The 20,526-nt window shown below is 65.6% G+C and carries 18 protein-coding genes; 9 read left to right on the top strand and 9 right to left on the bottom strand.

All coding sequences use genetic code 11. The features are described 5' to 3' along the window. Positions 1–203: 203 nt before the first annotated feature. From PMO31116_RS02315 to PMO31116_RS02305, 3 genes are all read left to right on the top strand, one after another. A complete protein-coding gene (locus PMO31116_RS02315; RefSeq protein ID WP_150565271.1) occupies positions 204–2,636 on the top strand; it encodes a cyanophycin metabolism-associated ABC transporter in 2,433 nt (810 codons plus the stop codon). A 19-nt stretch (positions 2,637–2,655) separates the two neighbouring features. Beyond that, complete coding sequence (locus PMO31116_RS02310) at positions 2,656–3,123, top strand: cyanophycin metabolism-associated DUF1854 family protein (protein WP_150565270.1); 468 nt, start codon at positions 2,656–2,658, stop codon at positions 3,121–3,123. Positions 3,124–3,209: 86 nt separating this feature from the next. Then, complete coding sequence (locus PMO31116_RS02305; protein ID WP_150565269.1) at positions 3,210–4,118, top strand: recombination-associated protein RdgC; 909 nt, start codon at positions 3,210–3,212, stop codon at positions 4,116–4,118. A gap of 214 nt (positions 4,119–4,332) precedes the next feature. Here the strand turns inward: PMO31116_RS02305 and PMO31116_RS02300 are convergent, their stop codons facing one another. Next, positions 4,333–5,238 carry a LysR family transcriptional regulator gene (locus tag PMO31116_RS02300; RefSeq protein WP_150565268.1) on the bottom strand — a complete coding sequence of 302 codons (906 nt, stop codon included), beginning with the start codon at positions 5,236–5,238 and terminating at the stop codon, positions 4,333–4,335. Positions 5,239–5,417: 179 nt separating this feature from the next. Here PMO31116_RS02300 and PMO31116_RS02295 point away from each other — a divergent pair, with 179 nt between their 5' ends. From PMO31116_RS02295 to PMO31116_RS23585, 3 genes are all read left to right on the top strand, one after another. Then, positions 5,418–6,131 carry an SDR family oxidoreductase gene (locus tag PMO31116_RS02295; protein WP_150565267.1) on the top strand — a complete coding sequence of 238 codons (714 nt, stop codon included), beginning with the start codon at positions 5,418–5,420 and terminating at the stop codon, positions 6,129–6,131. Positions 6,132–6,157: 26 nt separating this feature from the next. Beyond that, positions 6,158–6,949 (top strand): SDR family NAD(P)-dependent oxidoreductase, encoded by a 792-nt coding sequence (locus PMO31116_RS02290; RefSeq protein WP_150565266.1) that lies wholly within the window; start codon positions 6,158–6,160, stop codon positions 6,947–6,949. 231 nt (positions 6,950–7,180) lie between these two features. Continuing rightward, entirely contained in the window at positions 7,181–7,333 is a 153-nt protein-coding gene (locus PMO31116_RS23585) for a hypothetical protein (protein WP_174970755.1), read from the top strand. Between the two features lie 101 nt (positions 7,334–7,434). On the opposite strand, the gene PMO31116_RS02285 is transcribed toward PMO31116_RS23585, so the two are convergent. Then, positions 7,435–7,623 (bottom strand): hypothetical protein, encoded by a 189-nt coding sequence (locus tag PMO31116_RS02285; protein ID WP_023595727.1) that lies wholly within the window; start codon positions 7,621–7,623, stop codon positions 7,435–7,437. A 350-nt stretch (positions 7,624–7,973) separates the two neighbouring features. Between PMO31116_RS02285 and minC the strand changes: the two genes are divergently transcribed. The 3 genes from minC to minE are packed head-to-tail and all read left to right on the top strand — an operon-like array spanning position 7,974 to position 9,855. Further along, positions 7,974–8,732 carry a septum site-determining protein MinC gene (gene minC, locus PMO31116_RS02280; protein ID WP_150565265.1) on the top strand — a complete coding sequence of 253 codons (759 nt, stop codon included), beginning with the start codon at positions 7,974–7,976 and terminating at the stop codon, positions 8,730–8,732. 43 nt (positions 8,733–8,775) lie between these two features. Further along, positions 8,776–9,591: a septum site-determining protein MinD gene (gene minD / locus PMO31116_RS02275; RefSeq protein ID WP_023595729.1), complete on the top strand. Its 816-nt coding sequence runs from the start codon at positions 8,776–8,778 to the stop codon at positions 9,589–9,591. A gap of 9 nt (positions 9,592–9,600) precedes the next feature. Further along, positions 9,601–9,855 (top strand): cell division topological specificity factor MinE, encoded by a 255-nt coding sequence (gene minE / locus PMO31116_RS02270; RefSeq protein ID WP_023595730.1) that lies wholly within the window; start codon positions 9,601–9,603, stop codon positions 9,853–9,855. A 164-nt stretch (positions 9,856–10,019) separates the two neighbouring features. On the opposite strand, the gene PMO31116_RS02265 is transcribed toward minE, so the two are convergent. The 7 genes from PMO31116_RS02265 to PMO31116_RS02235 form a co-directional block, all read right to left on the bottom strand. Next, positions 10,020–11,069, bottom strand: coding sequence for a DUF1571 domain-containing protein (locus PMO31116_RS02265; RefSeq protein ID WP_246185104.1), 1,050 nt, complete (start codon positions 11,067–11,069; stop codon positions 10,020–10,022). Between the two features lies 1 nt (position 11,070). Further along, positions 11,071–12,870, bottom strand: a complete 1,800-nt coding sequence (locus PMO31116_RS02260) for an AMP-binding protein (RefSeq protein WP_150565264.1) — start codon at positions 12,868–12,870, stop codon at positions 11,071–11,073. 113 nt (positions 12,871–12,983) lie between these two features. After that, on the bottom strand, positions 12,984–14,306 hold the full coding sequence (locus PMO31116_RS02255; protein WP_150565263.1) for an acetyl-CoA C-acetyltransferase: 1,323 nt from the start codon (positions 14,304–14,306) through the stop codon (positions 12,984–12,986). After that, complete coding sequence (locus PMO31116_RS02250; protein WP_150565262.1) at positions 14,303–15,232, bottom strand: MaoC family dehydratase; 930 nt, start codon at positions 15,230–15,232, stop codon at positions 14,303–14,305. Before PMO31116_RS02250 ends, PMO31116_RS02255 begins: the two co-directional genes overlap by 4 nt. Before the next feature lie 24 nt (positions 15,233–15,256). Further along, the gene (locus tag PMO31116_RS02245) at positions 15,257–16,705 is read right to left on the bottom strand and encodes a 3-oxoacyl-ACP reductase (RefSeq protein WP_150565261.1); all 1,449 of its coding nucleotides are present in this window, start codon (positions 16,703–16,705) and stop codon (positions 15,257–15,259) included. A gap of 58 nt (positions 16,706–16,763) precedes the next feature. Next, positions 16,764–19,262 carry an acyl-CoA dehydrogenase gene (locus tag PMO31116_RS02240; protein ID WP_150565260.1) on the bottom strand — a complete coding sequence of 833 codons (2,499 nt, stop codon included), beginning with the start codon at positions 19,260–19,262 and terminating at the stop codon, positions 16,764–16,766. 313 nt (positions 19,263–19,575) lie between these two features. After that, the gene (locus PMO31116_RS02235; protein WP_246185103.1) at positions 19,576–20,424 is read right to left on the bottom strand and encodes a TetR/AcrR family transcriptional regulator; all 849 of its coding nucleotides are present in this window, start codon (positions 20,422–20,424) and stop codon (positions 19,576–19,578) included. Positions 20,425–20,526: the final 102 nt, after the last annotated feature.

The following is a 20,526-nucleotide window of genomic DNA, read 5'->3' as shown; positions in this document are numbered from 1 at the left end:
GGTTACTTAACGCAAAAATTCACATTCGGTTGACCGTCGCAACAATATTTCCATGTTGCACCGTGTCATGCGGGAACTCCGCGCCGCAAAAGGCGTCGCTGTGGTTATACTTGCGGCAATTTCGCGGACTGACAGGGAAAGTTCGCCTCGTTTTCGACCCCGTTTGCCGATGTCCGCCCCTTGAGGACACGTCTGCCGCAGCAATGACCGACACCTCCGCTCCGGCGGCTTCTTCCGCCGCCACCCCGACCGCATCCTCCGAGAGCCGCCCCGCCGGCGCCTCGACTTCCGTGTCGTTCGCATCCACCCGAAACGCCGCCGCCGAGCCGTGGTATCCGTCGCTTGCGGCCCGGTTGGCCGACGGCGAAACCGTGCTGGCGTGGCTATCGCTCGATCTGGACGCCCGGCTTCACTTCGCGCAGGGTGTCGCCGTGGCGACGGACCGGCGCATTCTGGCGTGCGAGGCGCAAAGCGGCCGGCCGACGCCCGCGACCCACGTTTGGCAATCGTGGCCGTATCGCGCAGACTTGTCGATCACGCATACCGACCACGCCGGCGTGGGCTCGCTCGAGCTCTGCGACGCCCGCGAGAAACTGGCCACCTGGCGCTACACCCTGGGACACAACCCGGCAGCGCTGGCGTTGATGGACACCATCGTGCGTGAGCGCGACGCGCTCGTCGCCGGTCATGCCGCCCGCCACGAGCCCGAAGCACCGGGCGTCTGCCCGATCTGCCAGGCCGAACTGCCACCGGGCGACGACGAGTGCGCACAGTGCAACCCGGAAGCGGAGGCCCCGCCTTCGACATGGGCGTTGCTGCGATTGTGGCGTTTCGCCAGGCCGTATCGCTTCCAGCTTTTGGCGGGCTTCCTGCTCACGCTTTGCGCCACGGGTGCCACGCTGATCCCGCCGTATCTGACGATGCCGCTCATGGACAACGTGCTGATTCCGTTCCAGAACGGCAAGCCGATCGATTACATGCTGGTCGGCAAGTATCTGTCGGGGCTGCTGGGGGCGGGGTTGGTGGCCTGGGTGCTCGGCTGGGCGCGCACTTACCTGCTCGCGAAAGTGTCGGAGCGCATCGGTGCCGATCTGCGTACGGCCACGTATTCGCATCTGCTGCGTCTCTCGCTGGAATATTTCGGTGGGAAGCGCACCGGCGACCTGATGGCGCGCATCGGCTCGGAAAGCGACCGCATCTGCGTGTTCCTGTCGCTGCACCTGCTCGACTTCGCGACCGACGTGCTGATGATCGTCATGACGGCGGTCATTCTGGTATCGATCAATCCGTGGCTGGCGCTGGTCACGCTCGTGCCGCTGCCGTTCATTGCGTGGCTGATTCATCTGGTGCGCGACCGGCTGCGTCACGGCTTCGAGAAGGTCGACCGGATCTGGTCCGAAATCACCAACGTGCTGGCCGACACCATTCCGGGCATTCGCGTGGTCAAGGCCTTCGCGCAGGAAAATCGCGAGGTGGCGCGTTTCAAGGAGGCCAACCGCCACAACCTCGTGGTCAATGATCGTGTGAACCGGGTGTGGTCGCTGTTCTCGCCGACGGTCACGTTCCTGACGGAAATCGGCCTGCTTGTCGTGTGGATCTTCGGCATCTGGCAGGTTTCGAAGCATGAGATTACCGTCGGCGTGCTGACGGCCTTCCTTACCTATATCAGCCGTTTCTATACCCGTCTCGATTCGATGAGCCGCATCGTGTCGGTCACGCAAAAGGCCGCCGCGGGCGCAAAGCGCATCTTCGACATCCTCGATCACGTCTCGAACGTGCCCGAGCCGGTCAATCCGGTGCACCTCAAGGAAGTGAAGGGGGCCATCGATCTGCGCGACATCGGCTTCCGTTACGGCAACCGGGCGGTGATCCGGGGCATGGATCTGCGCATCGCGCCGGGCGAGATGATCGGTCTGGTCGGACACAGCGGCTCGGGCAAGAGCACGCTGGTCAACCTGATTTGCCGTTTCTACGATGTGGCGGAGGGGGCAATCCAGATCGACGGTGTGGATATCCGCGCGCTGCCGGTCTCCGACTTCCGCCGCAATGTGGGCCTGGTGTTGCAGGAGCCATTCCTGTTCTTCGGCACGATCGCGGACAACATCGCTTACGGCAAGCCCGACGCAACGCGTGCCGAGATCGTCGCCGCAGCGCGTGCCGCGCACGCGCATGAATTCATCCTGCGTCTGCCGCATGGTTACGATTCGCTCGTGGGCGAGCGCGGCCAGGCGCTCTCGGGCGGCGAGCGTCAGCGAATTTCCATTGCGCGCGCGCTGCTGATCGATCCGCGGATCCTGATTCTCGACGAGGCAACGTCGTCGGTCGACACTGCTACCGAAAAAGAAATTCAGAAGGCGCTCGACAACCTCGTCAAGGGGCGCACGACGATCGCCATCGCGCACCGTCTCTCGACATTGCGCAAGGCCGATCGCCTGGTGGTGCTCGATCGCGGCAAGATCGTCGAAGTGGGCAACCACGACGAACTGATCGCGCGCGAGGGCGCCTATTACAAGCTCTACCAGGCGCAGCAGCGCAACGTCGACACGGACACCGACGAGGCCGTGGCATCGGCCGAGGCCGCCGCGAGCGTGGCCGCGGTGACTGCCGCCCCGGCCCAGCCGCTGTCCGTCAACTGAACCGTTCGCGAAGACTCCCATGCAGATCGATTTCACCCTGTCGCGCAACGCCTTTGGCCGTCTGGTGCTCACCGATGCCGCCGGCATCGCCCACGAAGGCGTGGTGCCGGTGCGCGCCTTCCCTATTGCCGCGCCTGGCGAAGGCCTGGCGCTCGTGAGTCTCGAAGGCCGCGAACTCGTCTGGCTCGACTCGCTCGACACGCTGCCTGCCGGCATGCGTGCGCTGGTGCAGGAAGAACTCGCCGCACGCGAGTTCATGCCCGAGGTGCTGCGCATCAAAGGGGTGTCGACGTACGCGACGCCCAGTACCTGGACGGTCGAGACCAACCGCGGCGAGGCCAGGTTCGTGTTGCGCGGCGAGGAAGACATTCGCCGGCTCGGCGCGCAGACGCTGCTCATCACCGACAGCCACGGCATCCACTTCCTGATTCGCGATTCGTCCAGGCTCGACAAGGCCAGCCGCAAGATCCTCGACCGCTTCCTCTGATCCGACTTGGGCGTTTCACGCGCGTGCATTTCGCGCGATCGCGCGGCACTGGTAAAATCGCGCTTTTGCTTTTTGCGGTGATGCCGATGTGGTTCAAGAATCTTCAGTTGCACCGAATTCCTGCCGGTTGGTCCATGAGCGTCGCGCAAATGGAGGAGGCGCTCGAGAAGCACGCCTTCCGCGAGGGCGGCAGCCTCGAAATGCAGGTGCAGGGTTGGGCGCCGCCGCGAGACGGCGGGGAGCTCGTGCATAGCGTCAACCGCCAGTTCCTGTTGGCGTACCGCGCCGAGAAGAAGCTGCTGCCGACGACCGTCGTCAATCAGGTTACGCGCGCGAGGGCGGCCGAGCTCGAGGAGCAGCAGGGCTTCAAGCCGGGGCGCAAGCAGATGCGCGAGCTCAAGGAGCAGGTCACCGACGAGTTGCTGCCACGCGCGTTCGGCATCCGTCGCGACACGCGCGTGTGGATCGATCCAGTCAACCGCTGGCTGGTGATCGACGCCGCTTCGCCCGCCAAGGCCGATGAAGTGCGCAGCCTGTTGCTCAAGACGCTCGACATCACGCTCGAGAGCGTGGAACTCAACGAGGCGCCGGTGGCGGTGATGACGTCGTGGCTGGCGGGCAACGACGCGCCGGCTGGGTTCACCGTCGACCAGGACGTGGAACTGCGCTCGAATACCGACGAGAAGGCCGCCGTGCGCTACGTGGCGCACCCGCTCGACGGCGCCGACGTTCGTCAGCACATCGAGGCGGGCAAGCGTTGCACCAAGCTGGCGATGACGTGGAACGACCGCATCTCGTTCGTGCTCACCGATGCGTTCATCATCAAGCGTGTGACGCCGCTCGACATCATCAAGGACGCCGCCGATCCGACGGCCGAGGGGGAGGCCGAGAAGTTCGACGCCGACGTGGCCCTCATGACCGGCGAACTCGCCCGCATGCTCGACGATCTCGTCGAGGCCGTGGGCGGCGAGCGTCAGATGGACAAGGCCGCCTGAGGTCGTTCGACGCGTCCGACATGTGCCGAACCACGGACGCGGGCGGACGGTGAGCCGCATGTGCGTCGCGCCTGTGGGTCAGGCGTCATCCGGCATGAAAACGCCGCGATGCCCGAAAGGGCGTCGCGGCGTTTGTTTTGCGGTGTGCGGATCAGGCGCGTGCCGGCGCCGTCGAACGCGCCGGTGAGGCGTAGGGGGGCGACGTTGCCGGGCGTCAACGCGCCGGCCAGCGCCATGCGGCGCGCAACCGGTCCCGCATGAAGTCCACGAACGCGCGCGTGCGAGGCGCCAGGTGCTGGCTGTGCGGATACACGGCATGCAGCGGTGAGGCCGGAATCGTCAGCTCGGGCAGCACGCGCACGAGGCGTCCCGCTTCGATATCGTCGCCGACGTCCCAGATCGACTTCTGGACGATTCCCGCGCCGTGCAGCGCGAGCTCGTGAGCCGTGTCGCCGTCGTCGACGACATACGTATCGCGAACCTGTACCCGAACCGTTTCGGACTGCCATATGAATCGCCAGTCGCCATGCGGGGAGTTGCCGAACAGAATGCAATCGTGTTGTTGCAGGTCGCCTGCGTCGCGCGGCGTGCCGCGCCGTGCGAGATAGTCGGGCGAGGCGATGAGCACGCGATAGTTGGGCGCGAGTTCCTGAGCGACGAGGCTGGAGTCGGGCAAGGTCCCCACGCGGATCGCGACATCGATGCCGTGCGCCACCAGATCGACCCACAGATCGCTCAGCGACAGATGCACTTTCAAGTCCGGATGCCGTTCGCGAAACGCCACCAGCAGTGGGGCGAGCTGGCGGCGGCCGAACGCGCGCGGCGCGCTGATGCGAAGCACGCCGCCGACGGTGTCCGACTGCTGCGTCATCAGTCGCTCCGCCTCGGCAATTTCCGCAAGGATCCGCCGACAACACGTGTGAAACACCTGACCTTCCTCGGTCAATGCCTGCTTGCGCGTGGTGCGATTGAGCAGTCGCACACCGAGCCGCTGCTCAAGGAGTCCGAGCCGCTTGCTCACGACCGCGAGCGATAACCCCATCTCGCGCGCGGCCGCCGACAGGCTGCCCGTGGCAACGATGCGGTCGAACAGGGCGAGGTCGAGCGTGTGGTCGATCATCCGGCAATGATTCTCAAAAAAATGGAGAGAGTGATTCCGATTTTCGAGGGATTATCGCTTTTTGCAATAGGGATCACAATAGCCGCATGACATCGCGACACCTTTTGCGCTGCGGCGCGCGGCAGGCGTCGATGTCGCATTTCCGCCAGGGTTACTTTTGCTCATTCAGGAGTCTCAGCATGTTCAATTTCGAAGGTCAGCGCGTGTTGGTCATCGGCGGCAGTTCAGGCATCGGTCGCGCGGCGGCGCAAGCGTTTGCAAAGGCAGGCGCGGCCGTGACGATCGCCTCGCGCAGTCAGGCGAAGCTCGACGACGCACTTGCCACGATTGGCGGCACTGCCCGTGCGGTGGTGCTCGATACCGGCGACGCCGACGCCGTGGAACGATTTTTTGCGGCGCACGCCCCGTGGCAGCACGTCGTGGTTTCCGCGGCCCAGACGCCCACGGGGCAGGTGCGCAAACTCTCGCTCGAAGACGCTCACGCGGCATTCGACAGCAAGTTCTGGGGGACTTATCACGTGGCGAGGTATGCGCGTATCGAGGACGGTGGTTCGCTCACGCTCACGTCGGGCTACCTGAGTGTGCGTCCGAGCACGGCGTCGGTGGTGCAGGGTGCGATCAATGCCGCCGTGGAGGCGCTCGGCCGCGGGCTCGCGCTCGAACTCTCGCCCGTTCGCGTGAACACCGTGTCGCCGGGGCTGACGGTCACACCGCTTTGGAACAAACTGACCGAGGCCGACCGCGAGACGATGTATCGAAACGCGAGCGAGCGCCTGCCGGCGCGTCGCGTCGTGGCCGCCGACGATGTGGCCAACTCGATTCTCTATCTCGCGGGCACGCCGAGCGCCACGGGTTCGACCGTGCTCATCGACGCGGGCGGCGCGATCGCCTGACATTCGGAATTTTCAGGAGTTCAAGCATGCATATCGATCTGAAGGACAAGCTCGCGCTCGTGAGCGCGTCGACAGCGGGCATCGGGTTCGCGATTGCTCACGGACTGGCGAGTGCCGGTGCGACGACGATCGTCAACGGGCGTTCGGCCGCGAGCGTCGACGCGGCGGTTGACAGGTTGCGCGAAGCACTGCCGCATGCACAGGTACGTGGCGTGGCGGCCGATCTGTCGACCTCCGCGGGGTGCGACGCACTCGTGGCGGCCGTGCCGGATGTCGACATTCTGGTGAACAACGCGGGCGTGTTCGGGCCCCTGGATTTCTTTGACATCCCGGACAGCGAGTGGGAGCGGTTCTACGACATCAACGTGATGAGCGGCGTGCGCCTGTCGCGGGCCTACCTGCCCGGCATGGCGCAGCGAGGTTGGGGGCGCGTGATCTTCATCTCCTCTGAGTCCGCCCTGAACATCCCCGAGGACATGATTCACTACGGCATGACGAAAACGGCGCAATTGGCCGTGTCGCGCGGCCTGGCCAAGCGCATGCGCGGCACGGGCGTTACGGTCAACGCGGTGTTGCCGGGGCCGACGCTGTCCGACGGCATGGCCGACATGCTGCGGCAGGCAGGCGTTTCCGAGAGCGCCGACATGGCACTGGCCGCGGCGGAGTTCGTGCGAGCGCACCGCCCGTCGTCGATCATCGGTCGGGCGGCCAGCACGACCGAGGTCGCGAATATGGTGGTGTATGTTGCGTCGCCGCAAGCGTCGGCCACCACTGGCGCTGCCTTGCGCGTGGACGGTGGTGTGATCGACTCACTATGAGCATTCTTCCCGTATGACACGATGGCCGTCCGGCGAACCGGTCTCGACGGACGGGCATGGCGGCGTCGGGCCGGAGATTGCTGCGCCGCGACAGGCGTGCGATATCCATGCGGCGCATTTTGACCTGACGCAAAACGCGGTATACCCGAATGACTTTCGAGTACCCATTTCGATAGCGATTGCCTAGAATGAAAGCGTGCCATCCCGCCATGTCGAAGTTAGGAGGCCGCCATGCTTACAGGGAGCTTGATAGCAATGTTGGTGATCGTGCTGGTCGTCGGCGCGGCCGTCGCCTGGCTCGTGGACCGCAACTGGTGCCGCGAGCACCCGAGTGCGCGGCACACGTGGCGGCGCACCCGTCGTGGCGACGTACGGCACGGTTGAATCGCGCCGCAATATCGGGGCCATGCGCCCCGAACAATGAAAAGCCCGCCTTCCGGCGGGCTTTTTTGTTGCGGCTGACACCTCAACAGCAGGCTGGGCGCTCAGGCGACGGCCTGGAGGACGTACTTGCCCTGGACAGTCAGGCGCGGGGACTTCACACCCGGCTCCAACTCTTCCCATTCGATCAGTTTGCTCTCGAGCAACGATTCGAGGTCCGGGCGATTGAGCTCCACTTGCTCCGGAGCGTCCTTCACCAGCATCAGGGTGGCAAATTCATGATGACTCAGCATCTTCGTCTCCCGGTTTGCGGTTCCACTAGGGGTCCCTCGTCAGGGACTTTAAGGATAGGTCACGAATATGGCACTTGCGCGACAAAATTCGCACTTTCGTTGCTGCTGTGCAGCAATCGTTTTCACGGACTTTTCCACCGCCAGAGTAGCCTTTTGCCATGACAGGAACGTGTCAATCCACGCTCGGCAGCTACTGTCCGATGGCATGCGAAATGCCGATGTATGCTGCGGTGCAATAAGGGTGATATTTGGGTAAATCGTAGGGGTGCCCTGCTGATTTGCGGTTTGCTCGCACGCAAGGAACGGTAGAATGGCCCAATTTGCCAGCAATTCGCGCACACCCACCTGACATGCCGCAAAAGAAAACGCCGTACTTCGAGTTACGCAGTGGAGCCGTCGATACCCTGCACTTCGTTGTCAAGACGCCGCAATTGGACACTCTGCGCTCGGAGCTGGCGCAACGTTTCGAGGCGACCCCGGAGTTTTTTGCAGGCGACACGGTCGCCATCGACGTTCGCCGGCTGGCGGGCGACGAGCGCGTTGCCGTGCCCGCGTTGGCCGAAATGCTGGCCGAATTCCGCATGAAACCCATCGGCGTGGTCGCCAATGCCGAACAGGCCGAGTGGGCAGTCGTCGACGGTCTTCCGCGACTGGACAGCCACGAGCGCCGAGTGCCGCGTGCGGCCCGCGAAAGCGCGGGCGAGGCTGACGCCGAGGCGAGTGTGGCCGAGGCGGTGGCGCCCGCCGCGCCGACGCCCTCCGAGGCGTCGGCGATTCCTTCGACCATCATCGACCGTCCGCTTCGCTCGGGTCAGCAGATCTATGCGAAGGGCGATCTGATCATTCTCGATCTCGTGAGTTATGGGGCCGAGGTGATCGCGGAAGGTAATATTCACATTTACGCGCCGCTGCGGGGGCGGGCACTGGCAGGTGTGAAGGGCAAGCTCGATGCGCGCATCTTCTGCACCTGTCTGGAACCCGAGCTGATTTCCATCGCCGGCATATACCGGACCGGCGAGTATGCGCTGCCGCCTGAAGTTCAGGGGCGGTCGGTGCAGGTGCGGCTGGTAGACGACAAACTGATTTTCGAGCCCCTCGGGCTCAAATGATTTGTAGCTAATTTCATCCTCAAGTTTGGGAAGGCATCGACAGATGGCAAAAGTGATTGTGGTGACCTCTGGCAAGGGTGGCGTCGGCAAGACGACGACCAGTGCCAGCTTTTCCGCCGGCCTCGCCTTGCAGGGGCACAAGACGGCAGTCATCGATTTCGACGTGGGTCTGCGCAATCTCGACCTCATCATGGGGTGCGAGCGCCGCGTGGTGTATGACCTCATCAACGTGATTCAGGGCGAGGCGAACCTCAACCAGGCGCTGATCAAGGACAAGTCCTGCGAGAACCTCTTCATCCTGCCCGCCTCGCAGACGCGCGACAAGGAAGCGCTCACGCAAGCCGGCGTCGAGAAGGTCATCAAGGACCTGAGCGACATGGGCTTCGAGTACATCGTGTGCGATTCGCCGGCCGGTATCGAATCGGGCGCGCTGCTCGCCATGCATTTCGCGGACGAAGCCCTCGTGGTGACGAACCCGGAAGTGTCCTCGGTACGCGACTCTGACCGCATTCTGGGCATTCTGTCGTCGAAGACGAAGCGCGCCATCGAAGGCAGCGAGCCGATCAAGGAGCACCTGCTCATCACGCGTTACAACCCCAAGCGGGTCAATGACGGCCAGATGCTGTCGCTCGAGGACATTCAGGAAATCCTGCGGATCAAACTGATCGGCGTGATTCCCGAGTCGGAATCGGTCCTGCATGCCTCCAACCAGGGCACGCCGGCGATTCATCTGGACGGCACCGACGTGGCCGACGCCTACCGTGACGTGGTGAGCCGATTCAAGGGCGAGGACAAGCCCATGCGCTTTACCGACTATCAAAAGCCGGGGTTGTTGCAGCGCATTTTCGGCTCGAAGTAAGGAGCGCCCATGTCCTTCCTGTCTTTCCTCCTGGGGGAGAAGAAAAAGACCGCCGCCGTGGCGAAAGAGCGCCTGCAGATCATTCTGGCGCACGAACGCGCGGGCTCGTCGCCGCCGGCGGATTATCTGCCGGCCCTGCAGCGCGAGCTGGTTGCCGTCATCTCCAAATACGTCAAAATCGGACAAGACGACATCAAGGTCAGTGTCGAGCACCAGGACAACCTGGAAGTGCTCGAAGTGAAGATCGAACTGCCGCAGACCTGAGCGTGCGTCGCTGACCGGCCAGCGTTAGCCGGTCACGAACGTCCGGTCGGACGAAAGCCCGCCACCCGTTGGTACGGATGGCGGGCTTTCGTCTTGCCTGCGCCGTCCGTGCGGCGCCGATGGCGCGAGATTGCGCCGGATCGTGCCCCTGGGACGGCTGCCGATCAGAACTTGTAGTCCGGGTTCCTGGGATCGAACGTGGCGTCTGTCCACTGCATTTTGCGCACCTTCTCGAAGCGCATCTCCTCGATCTTCTGTCCTGAGGCATCCCACGCCTCGATGCCGCGCGGCAACCCCGTTTTCAGATCGATCAGCACGCGTGACTTCCTGGCGTAGTGCTGCGGCGGCCCGGACGGCGCTTCCCATTCCAGTGCTGCCACGCGCACGCCATTCAATTCGGATACCGAAATTCGTGCGGGCTTGTCGGAGAGACCTTCGGCACGGAAGCTTCGGCCGTCGTGCGCGATCCGTTCGGCGATGAATGCGAAGCCGAGATCGCGCACGGTGTGGTTCGATTGCGAGCGGGCGAGGGGGCCGTCGATGCTGCTCCAGATCGACGTGAAGCCGAGAATGCCGCCGAGGTGGCCGTACATTTCCTTCGGGTTCTTCGTCTCGTCGTAGATGATCTCCTGCCCCGCATGCGCGCCGCCGGGTAACCACTTTGCGTAGATCTGCAAGGGCTTTTCGCGAATCTTGACGAGCATGCGATCGGGCGTGGTCTGCCATTGGTCGTTGATGCGCTCGTGGCGCGTGAGATCGTACTGGTATTCCGGCAGCGCGGCGGATTCCGCCTTGAGCACGCGAACCAGCGCGTCGGCCTGTAGCGCCTGCAGGCGGGCGACGACCGCTTCGTCGGGCATTTTGGCCAACTCGCCGCGCTTGATCGCTTGCGCGAGCCACTGGGCCTGCGCGGCGATGGGCATCGCCGCGAGCTTCGGCGCTTCGGCGTCAGGTGTGCCGGTCTCCGGGGCGACGGCGCTCGTCGGCGTGGCATCGGGCTGCGGCTGCGCTTGCGCGCGCACATCGGCGACGTGCAGCACGGCCAGGAGCAGCGGTAGCGAGATCGCGAGCCGCTTCGTGCGCGGTGTGCGCGGCGTGCGGCGAGCGGCTCGGCTGGCGCGTTGCGCCGGCACGTCGGGCGCGTCGGGCATGGCGGGCATGGCGGGCATGGCGGGCATGGCGGGCATGGCGGGCATGAAGGTTCGATGGATCATGTCATTTGTCTCCCTGGTTCGCGGGTGTCGGCGCGTGTGAGTCGCGCCCGCCGCGCGTTGCCGTCGTGGCGTCCGCGGCGCGCGAATGACTTTCGTCATGCGTGCCGCGCAGTTCGCGCCGCAGAATCTTTCCCACGGTCGTCTTGGGCAGTTCGCCCTGGCGGAATTCGACGATGCGCGGCACCTTGTAGGCGGTCAGGTGTGCGCGGCAGTGCGCGAGGATCGCGTCGGCATCGAGCTGCGGATCGCGAGCCACGAGCACGAGCTTCACGCGCTCTCCCGCGATCGGGTCGGGCACGCCCACGACTGCCGCTTCGCGCACCCCGGGGTGGAGCATGACGACGTCTTCGATCTCGTTCGGATAGACGTTGAAGCCCGACACGAGGATCATGTCTTTCTTGCGATCGATGAGCCGCACATAGCCGCGCTCGTCCATCACGCCGATGTCGCCGGTCATCAGCCAGCCGTCGGCATCGATGGTGCAGGCGGTCTCCTCGGGGCGCTGCCAGTAGCCGCGCATGACCTGCGGGCCGCGCACGCAGAGCTCGCCCGGCTCGCCGAGATCGGCCCAAGTGCCGTCTTCGCGCCGAAACCGAACTTCGGTGGACGGCGCGGGCAGTCCGATGGAGCCGGTGAATTCGAACGTGTCCATATGGGCGAGATCGACCGGGTTCATCGTGACGATCGGCGAGCATTCGGTCAGCCCGTAGCCCTCGATGATCGGCTTGCCGGTCACCTGACGCCAGCGTTCGGCGATGGCACGCTGCGTGGCCATGCCGCCTGCGAGCGAGAGCTTGAGCTTCGAGAAGTCCCGCGCGCAGAAGTCGGCGTTCTCGAGCAAGCCGTTGAAGAGCGTGTTCACGCCAGTCACGCCGGTGAAGGTCTCGTTGCGAATGATGTACACGACCTTCTTCACGTCGCGTGGATTCGCGATGAGAATGTTGCGCCCGCCCAGGCTCATGAAGATGAGACAGTTCACCGTGAGCGAGAGGATGTGATACATGGGCAACAGCGAGAGGTTCACCTCGATGTCGCCGTCGAGCTGATCGGCAGCCCACGCTTCGGTTTGCAGCAGGTTGGCGAGCACATTGCCGTGGGTGAGCATTGCCCCCTTGGCCACGCCCGTCGTCCCGCCGGTGTACTGGAGAAATGCCAGATCGTCGCGCATGAGCGGCACGGGCGCGGGCGCCTGTTGCGCGCCTTGCGCGAGCGCGCGGCGCAACGGGATCGCCTGTGGCAGATCGTAAGCGGGGACCTGCCTGCCGATGTGTCGCATGAGGAAGTTGACGGCGCGTCCCTTCAGATTGGCGCCGGGGGCGAGCAGATCGCCGATCTGTGTCACGAGGACCTGCTGCACGTCGGTGCCGGCAATCGCGTCCTGAGCGGTCTTCGCGAAGTTCTCGAACACGACGAGGGTGCGCGCGCCGCTGTCGACCAGCTGATGCTTCAGTTCGCGAACCGTGTACAGCGGGTTGACGTTGACGACGACGCCGCCCGCGATGAGCGTGCCGAAAAGGCAGATGGGGTATTGAAAGCAGTTGGGCATCATCAAGGCGACGCGCTCGCCTTTTTGCACGCCCCGCGATTGCAGCCACGCCGCGAACGCACGCGCCTGACGCGCCACTTCCGCGTATGTCATTTCGCTGCCGAGGCTCACGAACGCCACGCGTTCGCGGTACTTGTCGATCCACTCGTCGAACGCCTGCACGAGCGACGTGTAGCGAGTCACGTCGATATCGGCGGGCACGCCGGGTGGGTAGGCGCGCAACCAGACGCGCGCCTGCGCTACGGCTTGATCCATCATCGTCTCCCTGTATCGTTCACCGACCCGGCGGCGCGGTGCGGCTGCTCTGACGGCAACTCGACATTCGCGCCCGGTCCGGCGATACCTATTGCCCCTTCATTGGCGTTACCTCATTCGCGCTCCAGCATGGCAACGACGCCTTGACCACCGGCGGCGCAAATCGAGATGAGGCCGCGTCCGCCGCCGCGCTCGGCGAGCAGTTTGGCGAGCGTGGCAAGAATTCGCCCGCCGGTGGCGGCGAACGGGTGACCGCAGGCCAGCGAACTGCCGTTCACGTTCAAACGACGGCGATCGATGGCGCCCAGCGGCGCCGCAAGCCCCAACTGGTCGCGGCAATACTGCGGGTCCTCCCATGCCTTGAGCGTACACAGCACCTGGGCCGCGAACGCTTCGTGGATTTCATAGAAGTCGAAGTCCTGCAACGTGAGACCGGCCTGCGCGAGCATGCGGGGAACGGCATAAGCGGGCGCCATGAGCAGGCCCTCACGCTTCGCGTCGTCGGGATTGAAAAAGTCCACGGCGGCCGTTTGCGAGTAGGTCAGGTAGGCGAGCACCGGATGGTTGTGCGCGCGCGCCCAGTCCTCGCTCGCGAGTAGCACGCAGGATGCGCCGTCGGTCAGTGGCGTGGAATTCCCCGCGGTGAGGGTGCCGGCGGCGCTGCGGTCGAACACCGGTTTGAGGCCGGCGAGTGCCTCGAGCGAGACGTCGGGCCGCAGATTGTTGTCGCGCTGCAAGCCGCGAAACGGCGTCATCAGGTCAAGGAAGAAGCCGCGCTCGTACGCCACGGCCAAATGTCGATGGCTCGCGAGCGTGAGTTCGTCCTGCGCCGCGCGCTCGATTTGCCACCGTTTTGCCATCAGCTCGCAATGCTCTCCCATCGACAGGCCGGTGCGCGGCTCGCCATTGCGCGGCAGCGCCGGGCGGAACAACATCCCCGGGCGCACCTTGGACAGCGCGCCGAGCTTGCCGCCGGTACTGCGTTGACGGTTGGCCTCGAGCAGGATCTTGCGCAGATGCTCGTTCACGCCGATCGGGGCGTCCGATGCCGTATCCACACCGCCAGCGATGGCAACGTCGATCTGACCCAGCGCGATCTTGTTGCCGGTGAGTATCGCCGTCTCCAGGCCGGTGCCGCAGGCCTGCTGGACATCGTAAGCGGGCGTTTGCGGGGCCAGTGTCGTGGACAGTACCGATTCGCGCGTGAGGTTGAAGTCGCGCGCGTGCTTGAGCACGGCGCCCGCGGCCACTTCGCCAAGGCGCTCGCCGTGCAGGTCGAAGCGGTCGACTAGGCCTTGCAAGGCAGCCGTGAGCATGTCCTGATTCGACGCGGTGGCGTAGGCCGTGTTCGCGCGCGCGAACGGAATGCGGTTGCCGCCGAGGATCGCCACGCGCCGTAAGGCGGGCGCCGGTGCGGTCGGTTTGAAGGCGCTCATGACTGGGGTTCCGTGTGGAAAGAAGAGGAAGAGGGCGCCGGCGCCTGCCAGCGCCCGCGCAGGTGGGGCACCGCGCCCGCCGCATCGCGCAACTCGAAGACCCCGCCGTGTGCCGCGCGCCAGAAAGTGACTTCGCCGGGCAGCAGCACGGGGGTCTTGAACTCGACGAGAAGATCGAGATCGTCGGCGTGGGGGGGCAGGACCTCGGCGAGCACGCGCGCGAAACTCCACATGCCGTGGATGATCGGACGGCGAAAGCCGAACAGCCTCGCCGTGACGGGCCAAAGATGGATCGGGTTGTAGTCGCCCGACAGCCGCGCATACCGGCGGCCGAGGTCAGCCGGCACTTGCCATGTGCGCGACGCTTCCAGCGCGGCGCCGGCGCTCAGTTCAGCTCGATAGGGCGTGCCGAGCGCATCGTGCACCCCGGTGCGCAGGTACAGGCTCTCGCCGGTCCACACGACCGCGCCGTCGCGGCGCGCCGTGGTGACGACGGTGAAAGCCTGTCCCTTGTCGTGGGCATGCAGCGCGCCGCTTCGCACGTCGAGATCGATCCGATCACCCGGCGAGAGCGTGGCGTGCGAACGAATCCGATTGGCCAGATGCACCATGCCGAGCATGGCGAACGGAAACGCGCGATCCGTCATCAACAGCATGTGTAGCGGGAAAGCCAGCAGATGCGGCCACGTCGGCGGTACTGCGTTCGCGTCGCGAAATCCGCACAGCTGTGCGTAACGGGCGATGGCCGACGCGTCGAGCGCGACATTGCGCCTCGCGAACGCCAGCGTCGGGAGCGCGCGCGCCTCGGCCGGCTTGCGTGAGGTCAGCAGCGCGCGCAGGTAGAGATGCAGCGGCGAGGGCAGGTGCGTGACGTCCACTGCGGGCAACGGGGCACGCACGTCGTCGCGGGGGCGGTCGTTGGGCATGGTGTTGTGCTCCACGCGGACGACTCAGGCGCCGAGCAGGCTTTGCCCGCACACACGCACGACCTGCCCGGTCAGGGCCCCGGAGGCCGGGTGGGCCAGCCACGCGATCGCTTCGGCCACGTCGACGGGCTGGCCGCCCTGGCCGAGCGAATTCATGCGTCGTCCGGCTTCGCGGATCGCGAACGGCACCGCCGCGGTCATCTGCGTCTCGATGAAACCCGGCGCCACGGCGTTAATGCTGATCCGGCGCTCGGCCAGGCGCGGTGCCCACGCTTGCACCATGCCAATGACCGCGGCCTTCGAGGCGGCGTAGTTCGTCTGCCCGCGATTGCCGGCGATCCCGCTGATCGACGCCACGCCCACGACGCGGCTCGCCGCGCGGAGCACCCCCGCGTCGAGCAACGCGGCATTGAGTCGTTGCGGCGCGCCGACGTTGATGTCGAGCACGCTTTGCCATTGCGCCTCGCTCATGCGAACGAGCGTCTTGTCGCGGGTGATGCCGGCGTTGTGCACCAGCATGTCGAGTCCGTTCGGCGCGTGCGTGGCCAGATGCGCGAGCAACGTGGCACCCGCCTCGGGCGCGGCGATGTCGCAGGCGAGGGCGCTGCCGTTCAGGCGCGTGGCGACCGTCTCCAGCGCGTTTCGCGCGGACGCGATATCGACGCAGACGACGTGGGCGCCATCGCGAGCAAGCACGGTGGCAATGGCTTCGCCGATGCCCCGTGCCGCGCCGGTGACGACGGCGACCTGACCGGCCAGTGGGCGTTGATCCCGCATCGGCGGTGCAGCGAACACGGGGGCCTGCAGCGTCACGGCCTGGCCGCTGACATAGGCCGCCCGAGGCGACAGGAAGAACCGGAGCGTGGAGTGAAGCGCCTCGCGCGCCTGCGGCGCAACGTATAGCAATTGTGCCGTCGCGCCGCGCTTGACCTCCTTGGCCAGCGAACGCACGAACCCTTCGAGCGCGCGTTGCGCAACGCTGGCCTGCGGTGTCGGCGCGAGCGCGGGCGGCAAGCCGAACACGAGCACGCGAGCGCATCGATCGAGCGTGGCCAGGGTGTCGTGGAAGAATTCGTAGAGCGCGTTCAGCGCGTCAGTGTCGTCGATGGCGCTCGCGTCGAACAGGAGTGCTTTCGGCCGCACGCCTTCGACCGGATTGAAACGACCGCTCATCGTGCCGGCCTGGTTGGCGTACGAGATCCAGTCCAGGCGCTGGGCATGCGCAAGACTTGGCACCCCGAGCCAATGTAGCTCACGGGCCAGTCCGGGCAACAGCGGTGCGTCGCCGGCGCCGCCCACGACGGCCAGCGGCGCGGGCACGGCGCTGGCGGTGCCGGCGCTGCCGGCGGCGCGATCGTCGCCGTCAGTTGGCATGCGCTCCAGGGGTACGGGACGCGGCAGGCCCAGCGCATTGGCCAGGCGGCTGCCGACGGGGGAGTTGGCGAAGGCCAGATATCGGTCGGACGTCGTCACGGCGCGTTCATCCTCGGGGTCGCGAAAAGAAAGGCATCGATGTCGGCGCTCGCCGCACTCATGAGGTGAGCGCGGCGTCGGCCGGTTCCTGCCGTTGCGCGCGCTGCACGTCCGCGAGGCGGCCGAAGTCGGCCGGGAAATCGTCGACGGCGACCGCACGTGCCGCGTAATCGGCATATTGATGCAGCACCTGGCGCTCGTCGTCGCTCACCAGTTGCAGCCGCGCGGCATGCGCCACCCATTGTGTGAATTCGGGCAGGCTTTGCGGCATCGTCGGCAGACGCCCTTCCTTGACGGCGAGGCGCAGACGTTGTTCGATCGCGGCCACTTGCGGCGACATCTGGAAGACGATTTCGCCGTAGGCGAGTTCGTCGATTTCCGGACGCGGGGAATAGCTGCCCGCGATCAGGCGCTCGCGGGTGTCGCCCGGCGTCTGCATCAGGTCGGCCACGCGCGCGGCAAGCGCATCGGACGGCTTCGCGTAAGGCAGGCCGAACGGTGCGAGCTTCCAGCGCATCCACCAGGCGACCGGACGCGACGGATAGTTGGCGAGTACGCCTTCGAACGCCTCGCGAGCTTGCCACAGCGCGTCCTGTGCGGCCCAGTGCACGAGCGGCAAGTCGGCTTGCGGTCGCCCCTCGTCCTCGTAGCGCTTGAGCGTGGCCGTGAGCAGGAACAACTGCGACAGGATGTCGCCCAACCGGCCGGTGATGCTTTCGCGGCGCTTGAGCGAGCCACCGAGCACGGCCATCGAGACATCCGCCGCAATCGCGAGCAGTGTCGAAAAGCGGTTTGCCGCGCGGTAATACGCGTGCAGCTCGGGCGCCGCGTTCGACGGCACGGTCGAGAATCTCGCGTGCGTGACGCCTTGCAGTGCGCCGCGCACGATGTTGCTCGTCACAAAGCTCAGGTGGCCGAAGAGGGCGTCGTCGAAGGCGCGCACGGCAGCGGCGTGATCGGTCGTCTGTGCGGCGGCGAGTTCCTTGAGGACATAGGGGTGGCAGCGGATGGCGCCCTGGCCGAAGATCATCAGGCAGCGCGTCATGATGTTCGCGCCCTCGACGGTGATCGAGACCGGTACCTGCTGGTAGGCGCGCGCGAGGAAGTTGTTGGGCCCCATGCAGATACCCTTGCCCGCGACGACGTCCATCCCGTCGTTCACGACTTTGCGTGCGCGCTCCGTGACGTGGTACTTCGCGATGGCGGAGATCACCGAGGGCTTCTCGCCGAGATCGACGGCGAGCGCGGCCAAGCGGCGAGCGGCGTCCATGGCATAGAGATTGCCGGCCATGCGCGCGAGCGCTTCCTGCACGCCCTCGAATTTGCCGATGGGCGTGCGAAACTGCCGGCGTACGGCAGCGTAAGCGCCCGTGGCGCGCACGGCGATCTTCGAATAGCCGACGTTCGACGACGGCAGCGAGATCGCCCGCCCCGCGGCCAGACACTCCATCAGCATGCGCCATCCCTTGCCGACCTGCGCCTGACCGCCGATGACCCAGTCGAGCGGAATGAAGACGTCCTTGCCCGAGTTGGGGCCGTTCTGGAACACGGCGTTGAGCGGCCAGTGGCGCCGACCGATGACCACGCCCGGATGGTTCGTCGGAATGAGTGCGCAGGTAATGCCCGGCTCGTCATCGCTGCCCAGCAGATGGTCGGGATCGAGCGCGCGGAAGGCCAGACCCAATACGGTCGCGATGGGGCCGAGCGTGATGTAGCGCTTGCTCCACGTCACGCGAAAGCCCAGCGTCTCGCGGCCTTCGTGCACGCCCCGACAGACGACGCCGACGTCGGGAATGGCGGCGGCGTCGGAGCCGGCGTAGGGGCTGGTCAGCGCGAAGCAGGGAATTTCCTGTCCCCTCGCCAGACGGGGCAGGTAATAGTTCTTCTGCTCCTCGGTGCCATAGTGCAGCAGTAACTCCGCCGGACCCAGGGAGTTCGGCACCATCACCGAGACCGCGGCTGCGGAACAGCGCGACGCGAGTTTCATCACCACCTGGGAGTGCGCGTAGGCGGAGAATTCGAGGCCGCCGTAACGTTTGGGAATGATCATGCCGAGAAAGCCCGCGTCCTTGGCATACTGCCACGCCCTGGGCGGCAGGTCTTGCCAGACCTGCGTGCTTTCCCAGTCATTGGACAGGTCGCACAGGTGCTCGACCTCGTTGTCCATGAACGCCTGCTCTTCAGCGCTGAGCCTTGGGGCGGGAAGCGCCATGAACTTGCCCCAGTCGGGACGTCCCGAAAAGAGGTCGGCGTCCCACCAGACAGTGCCGGCTTCGATGGCGTCTTTTTCCGTCTCGGACATCTCCGGCATGATCGTGCGGAACCTGGCGAGCGCCGGCGCGGTAATCCACGCCCGACGCAGCGGGCCGATGCTCAACACGAGCGGGGGCAGCACGAAGACGACGGCGAGGACTGCGGTCGCGACCGTCCCGATCAATCCGGTCGCAATGCCCGCACCGAGCCACAGCACCGTGGCAACGAGCCATTGCCATGCGCGCGCCCGGTACAGGAGCAGCGTACTCACACCCACGACAAACGCGAGAATCCATACCGCCATGATGTATTCCTCCCTTTGGGTTCGGTCCCGCCGGCCGCTGGCGCAAATGTCGGCACTCGGCCCGATCGCCGTTGCCGGCTGACGGACGGCCGCTGGCGGGACTGTCTTTCTCGTGCCGTCTGCCGGTGTGTCAGGTCACGGGGGCGTTGCCCTGTGCCGGACTGGCTCCGCGGCGGCGTTATTGTTCGATCGCCCGGCGGTGTGTTGGTGCGCCGGGAATTTGCACGTTCGGGTGATCCTCCGACCTGGCAGCGGCAGAGCGCGTGTCCGGTCAGCGTCCTCTTGGCGCAGGCCTTGCGGCGTGTCGATGTCTTCAGGCGCTCGCCAGCGAGCGGCCGTGGCCGTCGGGCATTGCGTCGGCGGTGCCTGGCGCGACGTTGCCGTCACCGGATACCGCAACTTGGTCCTCTCCGTGAGCAGCGCCTGTTTCGCGCGGCGGCGTGATGTCGGCGTCCCTCGCAAGTGCAAACACGGCGGCAAAACTGGCGATCTGCGCTTCGCCCGGCATCGGTGCCTTGAGCGCGGCGACCATCAGTGCGGTCAGGCGGGCGACGACCTGCAGGTCGCCCATGGGCTGGCCTTGCGCGAAGGTGTCGATCAGACGCGACGTGTCGCTGCTGGCGAGTACGCCGGAGAGGGCCTGCAACGCGAAGTGAAGGCGCCACCCCAGTTCCTGTCGCGGAAGCTCCGGCAACGCCCGCGCGAAGGCTTCGAAGAACCGCTCGAACACCGGTGCGTAATGCTGTTGCAGATACTCGCGGATGAACGGCGACGGATCCGCGTAGACTCGCCCGAGCAGGCGCAGGAACGCAGGGCCACCAATTTCGCGATGGTGCGAGATGGCAAGCGCCGGGATGAACATCGCCCCTAGCACGTGCTCGCAGGTGAGCCGCCCATCGGGCCATTCGGCCTCGGCCCGGGTGAGCAGTGCCAGCCGTTCGTCGTTCAGACGATCGAGACGTCGCGCCAGCATCGCCTGGAGCAAGGTTTCCTTGCTGCCGAAGTGATAATTGACGGCGGCCAGGTTGACCTCCGCGCGCGATGTGATCTGGCGCAGCGACATGGCTTCGTAGCCGTACTCGATGAACAGGTCTTCCGCGGCGTCGAGTATCCGCAATTTCGTGTCGCCGGCTTGTCGGCCGGCTGCAAGGCGTGGGCTCACGGCGATTTCTCCTCGGCGACGCGGCGCCATGCCGCATCCATCCAGTCTCAATGAACCGATGTTTCATTCAAACGTTCGATTGAATCCTAGGTGGTTCGCACG

The sequence above is a fragment of the Pandoraea morbifera genome (assembly GCF_902459575.1).
Lineage (GTDB): Bacteria > Pseudomonadota > Gammaproteobacteria > Burkholderiales > Burkholderiaceae > Pandoraea > Pandoraea morbifera.
The sequence above is the reverse complement of the archived record's forward strand: the minus strand, read 5'-3'. Positions and strand labels throughout refer to the sequence as shown.

Bases quoted from the DNA above. Each gene is read 5' to 3' on its own strand.
- PMO31116_RS02315 (WP_150565271.1), top strand. From the start codon at position 204: ATGACCGACACCTCCGCTCCGGCGGCTTCTTCCGCCGCCACCCCGACC.
- PMO31116_RS02310 (WP_150565270.1), top strand. From the start codon at position 2,656: ATGCAGATCGATTTCACCCTGTCGCGCAACGCCTTTGGCCGTCTGGTG.
- PMO31116_RS02305 (WP_150565269.1), top strand. From the start codon at position 3,210: ATGTGGTTCAAGAATCTTCAGTTGCACCGAATTCCTGCCGGTTGGTCC.
- PMO31116_RS02300 (WP_150565268.1), bottom strand. From the start codon at position 5,238: ATGATCGACCACACGCTCGACCTCGCCCTGTTCGACCGCATCGTTGCC.
- PMO31116_RS02295 (WP_150565267.1), top strand. From the start codon at position 5,418: ATGTTCAATTTCGAAGGTCAGCGCGTGTTGGTCATCGGCGGCAGTTCA.
- PMO31116_RS02290 (WP_150565266.1), top strand. From the start codon at position 6,158: ATGCATATCGATCTGAAGGACAAGCTCGCGCTCGTGAGCGCGTCGACA.
- PMO31116_RS23585 (WP_174970755.1), top strand. From the start codon at position 7,181: ATGCTTACAGGGAGCTTGATAGCAATGTTGGTGATCGTGCTGGTCGTC.
- PMO31116_RS02285 (WP_023595727.1), bottom strand. From the start codon at position 7,623: ATGCTGAGTCATCATGAATTTGCCACCCTGATGCTGGTGAAGGACGCT.
- minC (WP_150565265.1), top strand. From the start codon at position 7,974: ATGCCGCAAAAGAAAACGCCGTACTTCGAGTTACGCAGTGGAGCCGTC.
- minD (WP_023595729.1), top strand. From the start codon at position 8,776: ATGGCAAAAGTGATTGTGGTGACCTCTGGCAAGGGTGGCGTCGGCAAG.
- minE (WP_023595730.1), top strand. From the start codon at position 9,601: ATGTCCTTCCTGTCTTTCCTCCTGGGGGAGAAGAAAAAGACCGCCGCC.
- PMO31116_RS02265 (WP_246185104.1), bottom strand. From the start codon at position 11,069: ATGATCCATCGAACCTTCATGCCCGCCATGCCCGCCATGCCCGCCATG.
- PMO31116_RS02260 (WP_150565264.1), bottom strand. From the start codon at position 12,870: ATGGATCAAGCCGTAGCGCAGGCGCGCGTCTGGTTGCGCGCCTACCCA.
- PMO31116_RS02255 (WP_150565263.1), bottom strand. From the start codon at position 14,306: ATGAGCGCCTTCAAACCGACCGCACCGGCGCCCGCCTTACGGCGCGTG.
- PMO31116_RS02250 (WP_150565262.1), bottom strand. From the start codon at position 15,232: ATGCCCAACGACCGCCCCCGCGACGACGTGCGTGCCCCGTTGCCCGCA.
- PMO31116_RS02240 (WP_150565260.1), bottom strand. From the start codon at position 19,262: ATGGCGGTATGGATTCTCGCGTTTGTCGTGGGTGTGAGTACGCTGCTC.